The following is an 18879-nucleotide window of genomic DNA, read 5'->3' on the forward strand; positions in this document are numbered from 1 at the left end:
TCGGGAACGGTTCGTCACCCGTCCCCCTGTCGTTCCCCTGAGCGTCACCACCGCTCCCTACGTTTCCGAGCATGAGCTCCTCCGCCCGCGTCATCGCGGTGATCCCGGCACGGGCGGGATCGAAGGGCATCCCCGGCAAGAACCTCCGCGAGGTCGCCGGCCGGTCGCTCGTCGCGCGGTCGATCGCGGTCGCCCGGGCCGCCCGGACGGTCGACGCGGTCGTCGTCAGCACCGACGGCGACGCCATCGCGGCCGAGGCGGTCGCGGCCGGCGCCCGTGTGGTCCGCCGGCCGGTCGAACTCGCCGAGGACGAGGCCTCGTCGGAGTCCGCCCTCCTGCACGCCCTGGAGGCGCTCAGTACCGGCGTCGGCACCGGCGTCGGTACCGACGTCGGTACCCCGGAGGTCCTCGTCTTCCTGCAGGCCACCTCCCCCTTCACCGACCCGGTCGCCGTCGACCGCGCGGTCGAGCGGGTGCTCACCGGTTCCGCCGACGCGGTGCTCGCCGCGGCACCGTCGCACGCGTTCCTCTGGCGCACCGCGGCGGACGGGTCGGCGGTCGCCGTGAACCACGACGCCGCCACCCGCCCACGCCGGCAGGACCGGGAGCCCGAGTACCGGGAGACCGGCGCCTTCTACGCGCTGCGCGTCGACGGCTTCCGGGCGGCACGACACCGGTTCTTCGGTCGGGTCGAACTGGCGGTGGTCCCGGCGCGGACCGCGATCGACATCGACGACGTCCACGACCTGGACCTCGCGGCGGCGCTCGCGCCACTGGTGGAGCCCGTCACCGCACACGACCGCACCGAGCTCCGGAGCACCGCGCCGCACCCCGACCACACCGAGCACGCCCGCACAGAGCACGACCCCACCGACCCCCACCCCGCGCGGACCGCCGCTGCGGAGAACGGAGCACCATGAGCGTCCGCATCGGCATGTCCACCATCGGCGCCGGGAACCCCGCCTACCTGATCGGCGAGATCGGCCTCAACCACAACGGAGACGTCGAGATCGCCAAGCAGCTCATCGACGTCGCGGCCGACGCCGGGATGCAGGCCGTCAAGTTCCAGAAGCGCACGCCCGAGATCTCCACGCCCGAGCACATGAAGACGATGCCGCGCAGCACGCCGTGGGGCGAGATGACCTACCTGGACTACCGGTACCGCGTCGAGTTCGACCGCGACCAGTACATCGAGATCGGTGACCACGCGACGCTCCGCGGCCTGGACTGGTTCGCCTCGCCGTGGGACGAACCGTCGGTCGCGTTCCTCGAGGACCTCAACGTCGTCGCGTACAAGATCGCCTCGGCGTCGGTCACCGACCTCGGGATGCTCAACGCCGTCGCCGCGACCGGCAAGCCGGTGATCCTGTCGACGGGCATGTCGACGCTCGACCAGATCGACCGCGCGGTGTCGACCCTCGGGACGGAGCGGCTCGTGCTCATGCACGCCACCTCGACGTACCCGCTCCCGCCGGAGGAGGCCAACCTCCGCATGATCGACACCCTCGCCACCCGGTACGCCTACGCGGGGGTCCCGGTCGGCTACTCCGGGCACGAGCCGGGCCTGCAGATCTCCCTCGCGGCCGTCGCCCTCGGCGCCACCGCCGTGGAACGACACATCACGCTCGACCGCACGATGTGGGGCTCCGACCACGCGGCCTCGCTCGAGCCGCACGGCCTCCGCACCCTGGTCCGCGACGTCCGGATCATCGAGACCGCGATGGGCGACGGGGTCAAGCGCATCTTCCCCGGCGAGGAGGCGCCCCTCGCCAAGCTCCGCCGGGTGGGTGCGTGAGCGCTACGGGGAACGACCGCGACGCCGGTGACGGACAGGAGGCCCGCCTCCCGTCCGATCCGCGGCCGCGCCGCCGGCGCGTGGTCGGCCTCGTCGACACGGACTCGTTCGCGAAGTGGGGCGCACACCTGCTCTCGGCCGCTCCACCGCACTGGTCGCTGGAACTGCTGACCGTGGCGACGCCGCGGTCCGCGAGCACTGCGCAACTGCGGGCGGCCTTCCGCGACGTCGACGCACGTCTCGGCCCGATCGACCTCGCCCCTCCCGAGCCGATGAGCGTGGACGACGTGGTGGCGCGCCTCCAGGCCGAGCCGCCGGACGCGGTGTTGGTGTCCTGCATCGGGCCGGTGACGGAGGTCCTCATCGACCAGGTCAGCCGCTCGGTCGCACGCCGACCGGTGCTGCTGAGCGGTCTCCCCGGCATCTCGTTCCCCGCCAAGTGGAAGGGCGTGTTCCTCCGCGCCCGCGCGGACCTGTTCGTGCTGCACAGCCACCGCGAGGTCCGCGAGTACACCGCGATGGCGACGGAGGGCGGTGTCGAGCCGTCGTTCGCCCTCGCGACGCTGCCGTTCGCCCGGCCGTCGACTCCGTCGCGGACGGACGTCGTGCGGGACTCGGTCGTGTTCGCCGCCCAACCGAGCGTCCCGAAGGAGGAGGACGAGCGCCGCCGCGTCGTGAGCTGGCTCGTCGAGACCGCCCGGGCACACCCGGAGTGGCGCGTCGTCGTGAAGACCCGGGCGGCGGCGGGCGAGCACCAGACCCACCGGGAGAGGTACCCGTACGCCGACCTCGTGCCGCCGGACGCCCCGCCGAACCTCGTGGTGGAGGCCGGACCGATGTCGGCCCATCTCGACCGAGCCGTGGCGCTCGTGACGATCAGTTCCACCGCCGTGCTCGAGGCGGCGGCACGGGGCGTGCCGGCGCTGACCCTGACGGACTTCGGCACGTCGCGGGCGCTCATCAACGAGGTCTTCGTGGACAGCGGGCTCGAGGGGAACGCGGACGACCTCGTCCACGGGCGCTTCGGCACGGTGCGGCCGGAGTGGATGACGGACAACTACTTCCATGCGCCGCAGGACGACGACTGGGCTGCCCGCGCCGAGGCGTTGATGGCGCTGCGGGATGCCGGAGCCCTGGTCGACCGTCCCGCCGCACGGCGCAGTCGCGGTGGTGTGCTCCGTCGGGCGTGGGAGCGGCGGAACGCCCTGGGCGACCACGACCGGTCGGCGATCGGCCGCGTGGCGATGTCGATTGGGACACCCATCCGCGCGGTGAGACGGCTCCGACGGCGGGCGCTCCGGGCGCTGCGGCGCCCGGTGGAGCCGGTCGTCACCGAGGTGCGGCCGGTGTCAGTCGAGCGCCTTCGCCACCGCGACGAGGAACTGGTCGCGGGTCGGGACGCCCGCTGACCGGAAGACCTCGGTACCGTCGTCCCGTCGGACGACCACGGTGGGCGTGGAGCGGATGCCGAGCTCCTCGACGACGTCGGGCTCGGCAGCGGCGTCCCGTTCGGTGACGGCGAGCCCCGGCACGAGTCGGGCGGCGTCGCCGACCACGCGTCGGGCGGCGGCGCACGGCGCGCAGAACGCGGACGTCCAGAGATCGACCTGCATGACGTCCTCCAACGCGTGACGGCTCCGGTGCACTCCCGATCGACCGGTCGGACCGGGACCGGGACCGCGACGGCGACCGCGACCGCGACCGGCGGGCGTACCGCGTCGGGCCCCGGCAGCATCCAGCCCCGGCCGTCGCCGACGACCGGGGCTGCGGACGGCCGCTACTCGCGGTCGAACTCGCCGCTGCGGTCGCCGCGGTCCTGCAGGTCGTCGACCGGGTCCGACTCGTCGGGCGCGAAGGTGTAGTCGACCGAGATCTGGTCGAGCACCTGGCGCGAGCCCGTCGACTTGTAGGTGAAGGCGGTCTGGAGGCCCTCGACGTCCGCGAACACCGTCACCTCGTCGTCCAGCGCGTCGCTCGTGGCCGTGCGGGTGTCCGTGGTCCCGTCGAACGGGCCCCCGTGGAAGATGGCGGTGAACTCGTCGCCCTCGTGGATCGTGATGTCGCTCATGCATCCCTTCTACCAGCGCCGGAGGTGGCACGGTCCAGCACCCGCGCGGTTGCCTGATCCATAGCTCTGCTATACAGTTTCATCATGGAACCAAATCGGGACGAGACGCTCGAGACGCTCCTCGTCTCGGTCAACCGGCTCATCCGGTCGGCACTCCAGGCCACGGGTCACACCACGTCCACCGCCGTCTGGCGGACGCTCGGCATCCTCGAGACCGAGGAAACCCTCCGGCTCGGCGAACTGGCCACGGCGTCGCGGGTGTCCCAGCCGACCATGACCCGCCTGGTCGCCGGCATGACCGCCGATGGGCTGATCGCTCGGACCGTCGACCCCGACGACTCCCGCGGGCAGCTCATCCAGATCACCGACGCCGGCCGCGAGCGACTCGTCGCCTGGCGAGCCGCCCTCACCAGCACCGTCGGCCCCCTCTTCGAGGACCTGGGCGACGACGACTGGGACGTCCTGCACCACGCATCGGCCCTCATCGCAGCGAGGGCCAGAACGGAGACCACCGCGTGAACGCGCACGCTCCCGCCGGGCAGTCCGGCTCGATCCTCAAGCAGTCCTCGGCGGTGTGGGCCATCGCCTTCGCGTGCGTCGTCGCCTTCATGGGCATCGGCCTCGTCGACCCGATCCTCCCCGCGATCGCCGAGTCCCTGCGCGCCACCCCCGCGCAGACCGAGTTGCTCTTCACGAGCTACCTCGCCGTGACCGGCGTCGCGATGTTCTTCACCAGCTGGGTGTCGAGCCGGATCGGGGCGAAGAAGACCCTGATGACCGGGCTCGCCCTCATCGTGCTCTTCTCGGTGCTCGCCGCCGTGTCGAACGACGTCTGGACGATCATCGGCTTCCGCGCCGGATGGGGCCTCGGGAACGCCCTGTTCATCTCCACCGCGCTCGCCACGATCGTCGGCGCCGCCGCCGGTGGTACCGCCTCCGCGATCATCCTGTACGAGGCCGCGCTCGGTCTCGGCATCGCGGTCGGCCCGCTCGTCGGCGGCCTGCTCGGGTCGGTCAGCTGGCGCGGACCGTTCTTCGGCGTGACCACGCTGATGGCCGTCGCGTTCATCGCCATCCTCGTGCTGCTGAAGCCCGGGATGCTCGAGAAGCCGACCCCGACGAAGCTCTCCGCGCCGTTCCGCGCCCTCGGCCGCCCCGCGCTCGCAGCCCTCGCCGCGACCGCGCTGTTCTACAACATCGGCTTCTTCGTGCTCCTCGCCTACACGCCGTTCCCCCTCGGGTTCGGGGCGCTCGGCATCGGGTTCACGTTCTTCGGCTGGGGTGTCGGGCTCGCGATCACCTCGGTGTGGGTCGCCCCGATGCTCACGGCGCGCATGCGCCGCACGAGCGTCCTCAAGCTCGCGCTGCCGCTGCTCGCGCTCGACCTGTTCGCCGCGGCCGTCCTCGTGCGGTCGCAGGCCGGGCTCATCGTCTGCGTCGTGATCGGCGGGCTCGTCCTCGGTGTCCTCAACACCGTCCTGACGGAGTGCGTCATGGAGGCGACCGATCTGCCCCGCTCCGTCGCATCCAGCGCGTACTCCGCCGTCCGCTTCATCGGCGGCGCGATCGCACCGCCCGTCGCGACGCTGCTCGCCGACGCGTACTCGCCGAGTGCCGCCTACGTCTTCGCCGGCGTGTCCGTGGCGATCGCGTTCCTGGTCGTCGTGCTCACCACGAAGGTGCTGCGCCGCGTGGACGACGGGGCCGAGCCCGAGCGCGTCGAAGCCGAGGCGATCTCGGCCGGCGAGATGGCCTAGTCCCGGGGCGTCGGAGCGCGGAAGTAGGATCGGGGCATGTCTGCAGGGAATGACCGTCTCGTCTGGATCGACTGTGAGATGACGGGACTCGACGTCGCCGTCGACGAACTCGTCGAGGTCGCGGTCGTCGTCACGGACTTCGACCTCAACCCGGTGCACCCCGGGTTCGACATCGTGATCAAGCCGGACCAGTCCGCCCTGGACAACATGAACGAGTTCGTGACGAACATGCACACGACGTCGGGCCTGATCGAGGAGATCCCGAACGGAGTGTCCCTGGCCGACGCCGAGTACCAGGTGCTCGAGTACATCCTCGCCCACGTCCCCGCCGAGGGCACCGCGCCCCTGGCCGGCAACACGATCGGCACCGACCGCGCGTTCCTGGCGAAGTACATGCCCCGCATCGACAGCCACCTGCACTACCGGAGCGTGGACGTGTCGAGCATCAAGGAGCTCTGCCGTCGCTGGTTCCCGCGCGTGTACTTCAACTCCCCGGCGAAGCACGGCGGGCACCGTGCCCTCGCGGACATCCTCGAGTCGATCCGCGAGCTCGAGTACTACCGCCGTGCCGGCTTCACACCGGAACCCGGGCCGGCAAGCGACGACGTGAAGGCCATCGCGGCCGAGGTCGTGGCGAAGTGGGAGCCGCGCCTGACCCTGCAGCCGAGCCCGGCACCCGCCGAGTAGCGATCGTGGTCCGGGCAGGCGCTCGGATGTACTACAATCGAGTGGTTGCTCCGGCTCGCCGGACCGACACATGGTGGGTATAGCTCAGCTGGTAGAGCGCCTGGTTGTGGTCCAGGAGGTCGCGGGTTCAAGCCCCGTTACTCACCCCAACAGCGCACACGCTCCGTCGAGCGGAACGCGTCACGAAGGCCCCCGTCCGGTGGACGGGGGCCTTCTGCACGTCTCCCGGTCCCGAGGGGTCGAAGGACCGGGCGACCAGCTCTCCCCCGGCCTCGTGTGTCACCATCGCTCCCGTGATGGAGATGTCGCCCGAGGACTTCGAGCAGCTCGTGACCGACGAGCTCGACCAGCTGCCGGACGAAATGGTCGACGGCCTGGACAACGTCGTCTTCGTGGTCGAGGACGAACCCGAGGACGGCTCCGACCTGTTCGGCGTGTACGACGGCGTCGCGGCGACCGAGCGCGGGCAGTACGGCTTCGGCGAGCTGCCCGACCGGATCGTCGTCTTCCGGAAGCAGCACCTGGCGGAGTGCGACACCCTCGACGAGCTCAAGGACGAGGTGCACACCACGCTCGTGCACGAGATCGGCCACTTCCACGGCATCGACGACGAGCGCCTGCACGAGCTCGGTTGGGCGTAGTTCCCCGCCGACCTGCGGTCAGGTCCGCAGTACCACGTCCGCGAGCGCTGCCGGCTGCTCCGCCCGGATGAACGCGTCCTCCTGGGCTGCCCACCGCGCCCACTCGCGTTCGAACGTCGCTCCGTCGCGACCGATCGCCCGATCCCACCGCACGGCGTCGTCGGCCTCGAGCCACACCCGCACGGTGGCCAGCGGAGCGGATGCGCGGGAGAGCGCCCCGCACCCCTCGATGACGAGTGGTGCATCGGGGTCGACCGTGCGCCACGCGGCCGGTCGGTCCGCCTGCCAGTCCCACGAGCGGTACCCGGACGGCGCGCCGAGCACGTCCGTCACGACGGCGTCCGCGGCGGCACGCAGACCGTCCCACCCGGGGTAGACGTCGTCGAGGTGCACCACCTGCGCTCCGAGTGCGACCGCGAGGGCATTGCCGAGCGTGGTCTTGCCCGTGCCCGACCGCCCGTCGACGAGCACCACCACCCGCCCAGGGCGACCGGCACCCGCACCACCACCGACCGCGCCCGCCACCGCGGCGCGGACGCGTGCCACCACGTCGGCGACGACCCCCGCGGGGTCGGTCGTGTGACCGGTCAGCTCGTCAGACACGCCACGTCCCCGCCGCCACCGCCACGGCGACCGCGACGGCGCCGATGCCGACGAGCACCCCGACCATCGCCCACTCCGGTCCGGCGAACCGGACGCTCCGCGCCCACGTCCGCCGTCCGGGCGCACCGAACCCGCGCGACTCCATCGCCACCGCGAGCGTCGTCGCCCGCCGGAGCGCCAGCACGAGCAGCGCGAACGCCATGGACGCACCGCGCCGCAGCCGCCCGGTGTCGGCCACGCCCCGGGCCCGCCGTGCGTTGCCGAGCTGCCGCCAGTCATCGCCGAGCAGGGTCGTCATCCGGATCGCCGCGAGCGCGCCGAGCACGAAGCGCGCGGGCAACCGGAGCAGCTGGGCGAGCCCGTCGGCGAGGTCGGTCGGGTCCACCCGCACGAACAGCGCGATCGCCGGCAGCCCCACCGCGAGCACGCGCAGCGCGGTCGCCAGTGCGAGGGTCAGCGATCCGTCGGTCACGTGCGCGAAGCCGACGTCGAACCATTCGCGCCCGGACGGCCGGCCGTACAGGGCGATGCTCACGGCTGTCAGTGGCACCGCCGCGAGCAGCGGTGCGGTCCGCAGCAGGAACGTCCGCGGCGGGATCCGCAGGAGCGGGAGCAGGAGCACCTCGAGTCCGAGCGCGACCGCGGCGGACACGACGTCCAGGCTGAGCACGAGGCACAGGCCGAGCGCCAGGACGCCGAGCAGCGACGCCACCGGCTGCACACCGCGGATCCCGCGGGGCCGGACGGGAGGCTCGGCCCGCACGGGCGGTCCGGCCGCGGCCCCGGCGGTCGTCGCGCGGGTGCGCTCGCGGCCCGTGCTGCTGTGCTCGTCCGCCGAGCGGGTCGACGCGGTCGACGTGACCGCGTCGGTCCGGGCGGCCGATCCGGTGCCGGCCGATCCGGTCGCGGCCGACGCTGCCGGCGCCACGTGCGGCGGACCGTCGTGCTCGTCCGCCACCGCAGCGCGCACGCCGTCGGACCCGAGGACGACCTCGTCCGCGTCGAGCGCCCGCACGAGGTCGCGGTCGTGCGTCACGGCGACGACCGCGGTCCCGCCGTCCGCCAGTTCGCCGAGCCGGTCGACCACGGCCTGCCACGTCGCCCGGTCCTGCCCCGAGGTCGGTTCGTCGAGCACGAGCACGGGCGGCTCGGCGGCGATGACGGCCCCGATCGCGAGCCGGCGCTGCTCGCCACCGGACAGCGTGAACGGGTGCTGGTCGGCGAGGTGCGCCAAGTCGAAGTCGGCGAGCACCCGGTCGACCCGGGCGTCCACGTCCGACCGGCCGACGGCACGCGGACCGGCGGCGAGTTCCTCACGGACGGTCCGCGCGATGAACTGGTGTTCGGGGTCCTGGAAGACGGTGCCGATCCGGGCGGCGAGCTCGCGGCTCGACCACGCCGACGGGTCCTCGGCCGCGTCGCCCCGCAGTGCCGCGGTCGCGTGCACGGAGCCCGCGGCGGGTCGGAGGAGCCCACCGAGGGTCAGTCCGAGCGTGGACTTGCCCACGCCGTTCGGTCCGGTGACCGCGATGACCTGCCCGGCGCGCACGGAGAGGTCGATCCCGCTGCCGATGCGGGGTCCCCGGCCCCGCGCCGTGCCGAGGGCCGATGCGACGAGGCGATCCGTGCCTCCCTGCCGGTCCGCGGTGACGCTCCGGGTCGCACCGTGTCGTGCGGAGCCGGGTGCGGGTTCGCTGCCCGGCACCCAGACGCCGGCCGCGGTGAGCGCCGGTCCGTGTGCGGCGAGCACCTCGGCCGGGGGCCCGTCGGCCACCACGCCGCCGGCCGGTTCGAGCAGCACCAGGCGGTCGACGAGGTCGAGCCAGGTGCCGATCCGGTGTTCGACGACCAGGAGCGTGGCGCCGGTCTCGTCGAGCACGGCGCGGACGGCGTCGTGCACCTGCGCGACCCCGTCCGGGTCGAGGTTCGCGCACGGTTCGTCGAGCACCAGGGCACCCGGGCGCATCGCGAGCACCCCGGCGAGCGCCAACCGCTGCCGCTGCCCGCCGGACATCGCCGCGGTGGACCGGTCGAGCGGCAGGTCGAGTCCCACGACGTCGAGCGCAGCGCGGACCCGCGGCCAGATCTCCTCCGGCGGCACCCCGGTGTTCTCACACCCGAAGGCCACGTCGTCCCCGATCCGGGACATCACGGTGTGCACCTCGGGGTCCTGCATGACCAGGCCGACCCGGCCGCGGGCGCTGCCCGGGGCCACCCCGTCGACGAGCACCTCGCCCTGGACCGCGGCGGCGGTGTCGTCGTCCGGGTCGGGTTCGTCGGGCAGCACGGCCGCGACGGCCCGGAGCAGGGTGGACTTGCCGGCACCGGAGGGCCCGACGACCGCGACGCGTTCGCCGGGCTCGACGGTCAGGTCCACCCCGCGCACGGCCCACCGCTCACGGGACGCGTACCGCCACCCCCAGTCGCGGAAGGTGATCCGTGCCGCGGACGCCGTGGTGTCGGACAGGGGCCCGGCGGCGGCGGACGGTGCGGACGTCACGCCGAGGCGCGAGCCGCACGCTTGGTGTGCTCGCGGCCCGCGGCGAACGACGAGAGCACGCCGGTGGCGGCGAGGGCGCGGACGATGAGCCACGAGCCGAGTCCGGCGATGACGGCACCGGAGATGACGGCGCAGATCACGTAGACGACCTTGAAGCCGGCGTCGAGCCCCGCGTACCAGAGCAACGAGTCGTTGACGCCGAGCGCGAGTCCCGCAGCGGCCCCGGCGAGGACGACGACCGGCAGCCGGTACACGCGGTACAGGAAGAGCGCGAGGACGAGCTCGGCGCCGAGGCCCTGCACGAGCCCGGCCTCGAGCGTGAGCCACCCCCACTGCGTGCCGAGCAGGGCCTCGACCGACGCCGCGACCATCTCGGCGTACAGAGCCGCGCCGGGCTTCCGCACGACGATCGCGACGATCGGACCGGCGAGCAGCCAGACGCCGCCGAAGAGCGACTGGGTGCCGGGGAGCACGAGCGCACTGGCGGCGCTGATCGGCTCGTAGCCGAACTCCCACAGCTTGAAGACGACGCCGATCGCGACGGCGAGGACGCTCGCGACGACGATGTCCACGACCCGCCACCGCAGCGAGCGGGTGGGCGTGGTGGACGGGACAGCAGACTGCATGACAGCAGGCATGACCTGGACTCCTCCCTGCGCCGGCATGATCCGGATCAGGTTCGACGGTCGGAGCGCCGTTCGCTCCCTCTCAGCCCGGTGGACCCGGACTCCCGTGTGTGTCCCGCCAGTGTAGTGGCGATGTGGACGCGGGACGCGACCCGCGACGGACGGGAGGCACGGTGCGGGTCCGCACCGTGCCTCCCGTCCGTCGTCCGGTCAGTCCGTCACTTCTTCAGCGCGCGGATGAGCTTCGCGAGCACCTTGCCCGTGACCCAGATGACCGGGATGCTCACGGTGAGGAGCGAGATGAGGTTCGGCTCGAACGCGAGGTCCTGGCCGGGACGGCGGACGTACGCGCCGACGGGGAGCGAGACGGCACCGCCGCCACCGCCACCGGCGCCGTCCTCGTCGGCGTCGGACCCGCCGCCGAAGCCGTACCAATTGACGGAGACGGGGATCAGCGTGCTGTCCCCGACGTCCACCGGGTCGCCGTAGTTCGAGGCGACGCCGACGGGCCGCACCTTGTCTGCGATCTGCGTGACGATGTTGGTCATGGCGGTGACGCTACTCGGCGGGGCCGCGGACATCACAGGGGTCCCTCGATACGTTGGCCGGGTTCACCCCTTCTGGAGGCACGTTTGCACACCTGGCCCGGCAACCCCTACCCCCTCGGCGCGACCTACGACGGCAGCGGCACGAACTTCGCCGTGTTCAGCGAGGTCGCCGAAGGGGTCGAGCTCTGCCTGTTCGACGCCGACGGCACCGAGGAGCGCGTCCGCCTCGTCGAGGTCGACGCCCACGTCTGGCACGCGTACCTGCCGACCGTCGGCCCGGGCCAGCAGTACGGCTTCCGTGTGCACGCCCCGTACGACCCGGCGAACGGGCTGCGCTCGAACCCGGCGAAGCTCCTCCTGGACCCGTACGCCAAGGCCACCAGCGGTGACATCGACTGGGACCAGTCCCTGTTCTCGTACACGTTCGGCGACCCGGACTCCACGAACGACGAGGACTCCGCGTCGCACATGGTGAAGGGCGTGGTCATCAACCCGTTCTTCGACTGGCAGGGCGACCGCCCGCCGCGCATCCCCTACGGCGAGACGGTCATCTACGAGGCGCACGTCAAGGGCCTCACCGAGACGCACCCCGACGTGCCCGAGGAGCAGCGCGGCACCTACGCGGGCGTCTCGCACCCGGCCGTCATCGAGCACCTCAAGCGACTCGGCGTCACGACGCTCGAGCTCATGCCGGTGCACCAGTTCGTGAACGACTCGACCCTGCAGGACAAGGGGCTGTCGAACTACTGGGGCTACAACACCATCGGGTTCTTCGCGCCGCACGCGCACTACTCGTCCTCGGGCGACGGTGGCCAGCAGGTGCAGGAGTTCAAGACGATGGTCCGCGAGCTGCACCGCGCCGGCATCGAGGTCGTCCTCGACGTCGTGTACAACCACACCGCCGAGGGCAACCACCTCGGACCGACCCTGTCGTTCCGCGGCATCGACAACGCGGCGTACTACCGCCTCGTCGACGACGACAAGCGGTACTACATGGACGTCACGGGCACCGGGAACTCGCTCAACGTCGGGCACCCGCACTCGCTGCAGCTGATCATGGACTCGCTCCGCTACTGGGTCACCGAGATGCACGTCGACGGCTTCCGCTTCGACCTCGCCGCCGCCCTGGCCCGTGAGTTCTACGAAGTCGACCGGCTCGCGGCCTTCTTCGAGCTCGTCCAGCAGGACCCGATCGTGTCGCAGGTGAAGCTCATCGCCGAGCCGTGGGACGTCGGCCCCGGCGGCTACCAGGTCGGCAACTTCCCGCCGCAGTGGTCGGAGTGGAACGGCAAGTACCGCGACACCGTCCGTGACTTCTGGCGCGGCGAGCCGTCGACCCTCGGTGAGTTCGCGTCCCGCATCTCCGGCTCCGCCGACCTGTACGAGCACGACGGCCGCACGCCCAAGGCGAGCATCAACTTCATCACCGCGCACGACGGCTTCACGCTGTACGACCTGGTCTCCTACAACGAGAAGCACAACGAGGCGAACGGCGAGGACAACAACGACGGCGAGAGCCACAACCGGTCCTGGAACTCGGGCGTGGAGGGGCCGACGGAGGACCCGGACGTGAACGCGCTCCGACTCCAGCGGCAGCGGAACTTCCTCGCGACGCTGCTGCTCAGCCAGGGCGTGCCGATGATCGCGCACGGCGACGAACTCGGTCGCACCCAGCAGGGCAACAACAACGTCTACGCGCAGGACTCCGAGCTGAGCTGGATCGACTGGTCCACGGCGGACGACGAACTCATCCAGTTCACCGCCGACGTCGTGAAGCTCCGGCACGACCACCCGACCTTCCGCCGCACCCGGTACTTCAACGGCCGTCCGGTGCGTCGGGGCGAGGGCGAGCCGCTGCCCGACGTGGTGTGGCTGACGCCCGCCGGCGACGCCATGCAGCCCGAGGAGTGGGACTCCGGCTTCGGCAAGAGCGTCGGCATGTACCTGAACGGCGAGGGCATCCGCGGGCGTGACGCCCGCGGCGAGCGGGTCACCGACGTCGCCTTCCTGACCTACTTCAACGCGCACGACGGTGTCGTCACGTTCACCCTCCCGCCGGAGGAGTACTCCCCCGGCTGGACCGTCCGCATCGACACCGCCGAGCCGGGGGCCCGCGACGAAGTGCTCGAGGCCGGCGACGCGCTCGACGTGCCCGCGCGGTCGATGATCGTGCTGCGTGCCGAGCCGGAGCACGAGATCCAGCGCACGCCCGTCGACACCGCGGAGCAGAGCGAGCCGGAGCACCCGACCGCCACCCCCGCGAACCCCGCAGCGTCCGCGACACCGAGCGCGGCGGGGACGGCCGGCGCCGCCGGCGTCGCCCCGGCACCGGCAGCGGACACCGCCGGGACGCCGACGACCGGCACCGAGACCCCCGCCACACCCCCCTCCGACGACGCTGCGTCCGAGCGCGACGCTCCCGCCGCCGGATCCGACACCCCTGGAAGTGCCGCATGACCCGCCGCAACCCGACCTCCACGTACCGCCTCCAGGTCACCGCCGACTTCGACCTCGACGCCGCGCGCGACGTCGTGGACTACGTCCGTGACCTCGGCGCCGACTGGCTGTACCTCTCCCCCGTCCTGCAGGCGGAGCCCGGCTCCGGCCACGGGTACGACGTCGTCGACCACAGCCACGTCGACACCGACCGCGGTGGCGACGACGCCCTCCGGGCACTGGCCGAGGCCGCGCACGCGGCCGGGCTCGGCGTCCTCGTCGACGTCGTGCCGAACCACGTCGGCGTGGCCACGCCGGCCGTGAACCCGTGGTGGTGGTCGCTGCTCGAGCACGGCCAGGAGTCACCGATGGCCTGGGCGTTCGACGTCGACTGGGCGGCCGGCGGCGGACGCATCCGCATCCCGGTCCTCGACGACCGGCTGCTCGACAGTGTCACGCTCGACACCGGCAGCGCCGACGACGCGCCGCGCCTGCTCGTCGGGGAGACCGCGTACCCGACCGCTCCTGGCACCGTGCACGACGGCGACGACGTCGCGACCGTGCACGCGCGGCAGCACTACGAGTTCGTGCACTGGAAGCGCGCCGACTCGGAGCTGAACTACCGCCGGTTCTTCGCGGTGAACACCCTCGCGGCGATCCGCGTCGAGGAGCCCGAGGTGTTCGCCGCCTCGCACGGGGTCATCGGCTCGTGGTTCCGCGACGGGCTCGTCGACGGGCTGCGCATCGACCACCCGGACGGCCTGACCGACCCGGCCGGCTACCTCGACGACCTCGCCGACCTGACCGGCGGCGCCTACACGCTCGTCGAGAAGATCCTGGAGCCCGGCGAACTCCTGCCGTCGTCGTGGCCCGTCGACGGCACGACCGGCTACGACGCGCTCGGCTTCATCGACCGCGTGTTCGTCGACCCCGCGGGCGAGGCACCCCTCACCGCGCTCGAGGACCGCCTGCGCGGCGAGCACGTCGCCTGGCAGGACCTGACCCGTGGCACCCGTCGAGGCATCGCCGACGGCATCCTCAACAGCGAGGTGCGTCGTCTCGCCCGCCTGCTCGTCGTCGACCCGGTCGTGCAGGCCGACGGTGCGCCCCTCGCCGAGGACCGCATCGTCGACGCCGTCGCCGAGGTCGTCGCGAGCTTCGAGGTCTACCGGACCTACCTGCCCGAGGGCATCCACCACCTCGTCGAGGCCCTCGAGGTCGCGGCGGAGTCCCGACCGGACCTCGCCGACGTCATCGACCGCATCGCTCCGGCGCTGTGCGACGGGGACGACGCCGCAGCGATCCGCCTGCAGCAGACCAGCGGCATGGTGATGGCGAAGGGCGTCGAGGACACCGCGTTCTACCGGACCTCCCGACTGTCCTCGCTGAGCGAGGTCGGCGGCGACCCGAGCATCTTCTCGGTCACCCTCGACGAGTTCCACGCCGCCCAGCGGGAGCGCCTCGCCAGCTGGCCGCTCGCGATGACCACGCTCACCACGCACGACACGAAGCGCAGCGAGGACACCCGCGCCCGCATCGCGGTCCTCGCCGAGCTCGGCGAGGAGTGGACGGCGACGTTCGACCGGCTGAACGCCCTCGCCCCGCTCGCGGACGGAGTGTTCGCGAACCTGCTCTGGCAGGCGATCGTCGGCGCCCGCCCGGCCTCCCGCGAGCGGCTGCACGCCTACGCCGAGAAGGCCTCGCGCGAAGCCGGCGACAGCACGACGTGGACCGAGCCGGACGAGGCGTTCGAGCAGCAGATGCACGCCCTCGTCGACGCGTCGTTCGACGACCCCGCCGTGGTCGCCGAGCTCGACGCCCTCGACGAGCGGATCACCGCGGCGGGCTGGTCGAACGGCCTCGGCGCGAAGATCCTGCACCTCACCGCGCCCGGCGTCCCCGACGTCTACCAGGGCACGGAGGCCTGGGACCGCTCGCTCGTCGACCCCGACAACCGTCGTCCGGTCGACTACGCCGAGCGCCGCCGGGTCCTCGCGACGCTCGACGGGGCGGACGACGACGGGCCCGACGCGCTCCCGGCGATCGACCTCGACGCCGCTGCCAAGACGCTCGTCACGAGCCGTGCCCTCCGCGCCCGCCGGGACCACCCGGAGCTCTTCAGCCGGTACGTCCCGCTCGACGCGACCGGTCCGGCCGCCGACCACGTGGTCGCGTTCGACCGTGGCGGCGCCGTGACGATCGCCACCCGGCTGCCGCTCGGTCTGGAGGCCGTGGGCGGTTGGGCGGACACGCTGCTGCACGTCGTCCCCGTCGAGCGCGTCGACCTCTTGACCGGTCGCCGGTTCCCGGCGGACCGCGACCTGCTGCTCGGCGAGCTGCTCGCGGACTTCCCGGTCGCGCTCCTCGTGCCGGCCGACGTCGTCGACGGCGCCGGACACGACGCCACGGACACCGCGAACACGAACACCACCACCGACGACACCGAGACCGACGCGCAGGCCGAGGTCGAGATCCTGGAGGGTCACGCATGACCAGTCCTGACCGCTACGGCGTCTGGGCCCCCGAGCCCGAGAACGTCCGCCTCGTCGTCGACGGGGCCGAGTACCCGCTGACACGCGGCGACGACGACTGGTGGACCACCGACGCGGTCCTGCCGGTCGTCGGCGCCCGCTACGGGTTCCGCATCGGCGACGACGACGCGGTCCGCCCCGACCCGCGCAGCCGGTTCCAGCCCGAGGGCGTGCACGGCCCGTCCGAGGTCGTCGACCCGTCCCGCTTCGCCTGGACCGACGACGCCTGGACCGGCCGCCCCGTCCGCGGTGGCGTCGTGTACGAGATGCACGTCGGCACCTTCACGCCCGAGGGCACCCTCGACGCCGCCGCCGCGAAGCTCGAGCACCTCGTCGAGCTCGGCGTGGAGTTCGTCGAGCTCCTGCCGGTGAACGGCGTGAACGGTGAGTGGAACTGGGGCTACGACGGCGTCGCGTGGTACGCGGTGCACGCCCCCTACGGTGGGCCCGACGCGTACGACCGCTTCGTCGACCGCGCGCACGCGCTCGGTCTCGGGGTCATCCAGGACGTCGTCTACAACCACCTCGGCCCGAGCGGCAACTACCTGCCGCTGTACGGCCCGTACCTCGTGCAGGGCCTGGCGAACACCTGGGGCGACTCGGTCAACGTCGAGCACCCCGAGGTCCGCCGCTACGTCCTGGACAACGTCCGCATGTGGTTCCGCGACCACCACGTCGACGGCCTGCGCCTGGACGCCGTGCACGCGATCCGCGACACGACCCGGCCGCACGTCCTGGCCGAGATGGCGAGCGAGACCGACGCCTACTCGTCCTTCATCGGACGCCCGCTCTCGCTCATCGCCGAGTCGGACCTCAACGACCCGGTGATGTTCCGTCCGCGCGAGGCCGGCGGCTACGGGCTCGCCGGGCAGTGGTCGGACGACTTCCACCACGCCGTGCACGTCGCCGTCACCGGGGAGACGAACGGCTACTACGCCGACTTCGCCCCGCTGACGGCACTCGCGAAGGTGCTCGACCAGGGCTTCTTCCACGACGGCACGTGGTCCTCGTTCCGCGGCAAGCGCCACGGTCGCCCGATCGACCGTGGGACCTCCCCCACGACCGCGCTCGTCGTGGCGAACCAGAACCACGACCAGATCGGCAACCGGGCTGCCGGCGACCGCCTGGCTGCGACGGTGTCGGACGAGGGGCTCGTCATCGCGGCGGCCCTGACCCTGCTCGGCCCGTTCACGCCGATGCTGTTCATGGGCGAGGAGTTCGCCGCGACGACCCCGTGGCAGTTCTTCACGTCGCACCCGGAGCCGGAGCTCGGCAAGGTGACGGCCGAGGGCCGCATCAAGGAGTTCGCGGAGCACGGCTGGGACGAGTCGACGGTGCCGGACCCGCAGGACCCGACGACGTTCACGAACTCGAAGCTCGTCTGGGCCGACGCCGAGTCGGAACGTGGTGCCCGCATCCTCAACGCCTACCGGGTGCTCGTCGCCCTCCGCCGGACCGACGAGGCGTTCGTCGACCACCGGTACGAGGCGAACGCGGTGCGGTTCAGCGAGGACGAGCGCTGGCTCGTGCTCACCCGCGGGCTGCTCGGCCCCTCCGCGGCGCCGGTGCACGTCGTCGTCAACCTGTCGGACGCCCCGACGGAGGTGCCGCTCGTGGGTGCCAGCGGTGAGGTGCTGTTCAGCTTCGGCGACGCCGACTTCGACACCGACGGCGTCCGCTTCGGCGGCCGTGGCCTCGTCGTGGTGCGCTGACCGCGCACCCACCGCATGACGGACGGGAGGCCCACCACCAGCTGGTGGTGGGCCTCCCGTCCGTCGTCGGTACGCCCGTCAGGCGGTGGGGTTCGGCACCGTGTGTGCGTTCGCGCGCACCGACGGGAGCCGCCGGCGGTGCCGGAGGAGCGACCGCGCCTCGCGGAGCCGCCGGTCGATCCCCCACCGCGTCACGAGCGTCAGGCTCTCGCGCACGATGTTCCCGCTCATCTTCGAGACCCCGAACTCCCGTTCGGTGAACGTGATCGGCGTCTCGACGACCCGCAGACCGGCCTCGAGTGCACGCCAGCAGAGGTCGACCTGGAAGCAGTAGCCCTTCGACGCGATGCCGTCGAGGTCGATGCGTCGGAGGGCGTCCGCGGTGAAGACGCGGAACCCGCCGGTGGCGTCCCGCACGTCGACGCCGAGCGCGAGCCGCGTGTAGAGGTTGCCGCCGCGTGAGAGGAGCTCCCGGTGCCAGGGCCAGTTCTTCACGCGCCCGCCGCGCACCCACCGGGAGCCGAGGACGAGGTCGGACGTGTCGGCGAGCTCGGTCATCCACGGCAGGTACTCCGGGTGGTGCGAGCCGTCGGCGTCCATCTCGACGAGCTTCGCGTACCCGGCGTCGAGCCCCCACGTGAACCCCGCCAGGTAGGCACCGCCGAGGCCGTCCTTGACGGTGCGGTGCAGGACGTGCACCCGGTCGGTCTCGCCGGCGATGGTGTCGGCGATCTCCCCCGTGCCGTCCGGGGACGCGTCGTCGACGACGAGGACGTGCACGTGCTCGTCGGTGGCGTCGAGCGTGCGGCGGATGATCGGCCGGATGTTCTCGGCCTCGTCGTACGTGGGGATGATCACGAGGGTGCGGTCGGGCATCGGGTGCTCCTGTTCGGTGTCCTGCCGGGGTCCGGGTCGGGTCGGGTGTCCGCGTCGGGTCGGGTGTCCGCGTCGGGTCGGGTGTCCGGGGCCGGGTCG

Annotated in this window: 17 protein-coding genes, 1 tRNA gene and 1 riboswitch; of the genes, 11 read left to right on the top strand and 7 right to left on the bottom strand. The window is 72.3% G+C overall.

What is annotated here, in order from left to right:
* The first annotated feature begins 71 nt into the window (after positions 1-71).
* From DEJ16_RS01030 to DEJ16_RS01040, 3 genes are read left to right on the top strand one after another with little or no spacing between them, the layout of a single operon-like run.
* Positions 72-920, top strand: coding sequence for a cytidylyltransferase domain-containing protein (locus DEJ16_RS01030; protein WP_110823759.1), 849 nt, complete (start codon positions 72-74; stop codon positions 918-920).
* Entirely contained in the window at positions 917-1795 is an 879-nt protein-coding gene (locus DEJ16_RS01035; RefSeq protein WP_110823758.1) for an N-acetylneuraminate synthase family protein, read from the top strand. The genes DEJ16_RS01030 and DEJ16_RS01035 overlap by 4 nt, the downstream gene beginning before the upstream one ends.
* The gene (locus tag DEJ16_RS01040; RefSeq protein ID WP_110823757.1) at positions 1792-3204 is read left to right on the top strand and encodes a DUF6716 putative glycosyltransferase; all 1413 of its coding nucleotides are present in this window, start codon (positions 1792-1794) and stop codon (positions 3202-3204) included. The genes DEJ16_RS01035 and DEJ16_RS01040 overlap by 4 nt, the downstream gene beginning before the upstream one ends.
* Here DEJ16_RS01040 and DEJ16_RS01045 read toward each other — a convergent pair.
* Together DEJ16_RS01045 and DEJ16_RS01050 are read right to left on the bottom strand one after the other, a co-directional pair.
* Positions 3145-3408 (bottom strand): thioredoxin family protein, encoded by a 264-nt coding sequence (locus DEJ16_RS01045; RefSeq protein ID WP_110824008.1) that lies wholly within the window; start codon positions 3406-3408, stop codon positions 3145-3147. The genes DEJ16_RS01040 and DEJ16_RS01045 overlap by 60 nt on opposite strands.
* Positions 3409-3572: 164 nt before the next feature.
* On the bottom strand, positions 3573-3863 hold the full coding sequence (locus tag DEJ16_RS01050; protein ID WP_110823756.1) for a hypothetical protein: 291 nt from the start codon (positions 3861-3863) through the stop codon (positions 3573-3575).
* Between the two features lie 84 nt (positions 3864-3947).
* Between DEJ16_RS01050 and DEJ16_RS01055 the strand changes: the two genes are divergently transcribed.
* From DEJ16_RS01055 to DEJ16_RS01075, 5 genes are all read left to right on the top strand, one after another.
* Positions 3948-4382 (top strand): MarR family winged helix-turn-helix transcriptional regulator, encoded by a 435-nt coding sequence (locus tag DEJ16_RS01055; RefSeq protein ID WP_110823755.1) that lies wholly within the window; start codon positions 3948-3950, stop codon positions 4380-4382.
* Entirely contained in the window at positions 4379-5620 is a 1242-nt protein-coding gene (locus tag DEJ16_RS01060; protein ID WP_110823754.1) for an MFS transporter, read from the top strand. The genes DEJ16_RS01055 and DEJ16_RS01060 overlap by 4 nt, the downstream gene beginning before the upstream one ends.
* Positions 5621-5656: 36 nt before the next feature.
* Positions 5657-6307 carry an oligoribonuclease gene (gene orn, locus DEJ16_RS01065; RefSeq protein WP_110823753.1) on the top strand — a complete coding sequence of 217 codons (651 nt, stop codon included), beginning with the start codon at positions 5657-5659 and terminating at the stop codon, positions 6305-6307.
* A 73-nt stretch (positions 6308-6380) separates the two neighbouring features.
* Positions 6381-6456: transfer RNA gene (locus DEJ16_RS01070), tRNA-His, on the top strand.
* Between the two features lie 147 nt (positions 6457-6603).
* Entirely contained in the window at positions 6604-6948 is a 345-nt protein-coding gene (locus DEJ16_RS01075) for a metallopeptidase family protein (RefSeq protein WP_110823752.1), read from the top strand.
* 18 nt (positions 6949-6966) lie between these two features.
* Here DEJ16_RS01075 and DEJ16_RS01080 read toward each other — a convergent pair whose 3' ends face one another.
* From DEJ16_RS01080 to DEJ16_RS01095, 4 genes are all read right to left on the bottom strand, one after another.
* Positions 6967-7551, bottom strand: coding sequence for an ATP-binding protein (locus DEJ16_RS01080; RefSeq protein WP_258365733.1), 585 nt, complete (start codon positions 7549-7551; stop codon positions 6967-6969).
* Positions 7544-10051, bottom strand: a complete 2508-nt coding sequence (locus DEJ16_RS01085; RefSeq protein ID WP_181419399.1) for an ATP-binding cassette domain-containing protein — start codon at positions 10049-10051, stop codon at positions 7544-7546. Before DEJ16_RS01085 ends, DEJ16_RS01080 begins: the two co-directional genes overlap by 8 nt.
* Positions 10048-10677: an ECF transporter S component gene (locus DEJ16_RS01090; RefSeq protein WP_110824006.1), complete on the bottom strand. Its 630-nt coding sequence runs from the start codon at positions 10675-10677 to the stop codon at positions 10048-10050. The genes DEJ16_RS01085 and DEJ16_RS01090 overlap by 4 nt, the downstream gene beginning before the upstream one ends.
* Positions 10678-10683: 6 nt before the next feature.
* Positions 10684-10795, bottom strand: a riboswitch (TPP riboswitch).
* 100 nt (positions 10796-10895) lie between these two features.
* On the bottom strand, positions 10896-11225 hold the full coding sequence (locus tag DEJ16_RS01095; protein ID WP_110824005.1) for a hypothetical protein: 330 nt from the start codon (positions 11223-11225) through the stop codon (positions 10896-10898).
* Positions 11226-11309: 84 nt separating this feature from the next.
* On the opposite strand from DEJ16_RS01095, the gene glgX reads away from it, so the two are divergent.
* From glgX to treZ, 3 genes are read left to right on the top strand one after another with little or no spacing between them, the layout of a single operon-like run.
* On the top strand, positions 11310-13682 hold the full coding sequence (glgX, locus tag DEJ16_RS01100; RefSeq protein ID WP_110823750.1) for a glycogen debranching protein GlgX: 2373 nt from the start codon (positions 11310-11312) through the stop codon (positions 13680-13682).
* On the top strand, positions 13679-16153 hold the full coding sequence (treY, locus tag DEJ16_RS01105; RefSeq protein WP_110823749.1) for a malto-oligosyltrehalose synthase: 2475 nt from the start codon (positions 13679-13681) through the stop codon (positions 16151-16153). Before glgX ends, treY begins: the two co-directional genes overlap by 4 nt.
* Complete coding sequence (treZ, locus tag DEJ16_RS01110) at positions 16150-17904, top strand: malto-oligosyltrehalose trehalohydrolase (protein ID WP_110823748.1); 1755 nt, start codon at positions 16150-16152, stop codon at positions 17902-17904. Before treY ends, treZ begins: the two co-directional genes overlap by 4 nt.
* Before the next feature lie 78 nt (positions 17905-17982).
* Here treZ and DEJ16_RS01115 read toward each other — a convergent pair whose 3' ends face one another.
* Positions 17983-18780: a polyprenol monophosphomannose synthase gene (locus DEJ16_RS01115; RefSeq protein ID WP_110823747.1), complete on the bottom strand. Its 798-nt coding sequence runs from the start codon at positions 18778-18780 to the stop codon at positions 17983-17985.
* Positions 18781-18879 lie beyond the last annotated feature (99 nt).

Source organism: Curtobacterium sp. MCJR17_055 (assembly GCF_003224335.1).
Lineage (GTDB): Bacteria > Actinomycetota > Actinomycetes > Actinomycetales > Microbacteriaceae > Curtobacterium.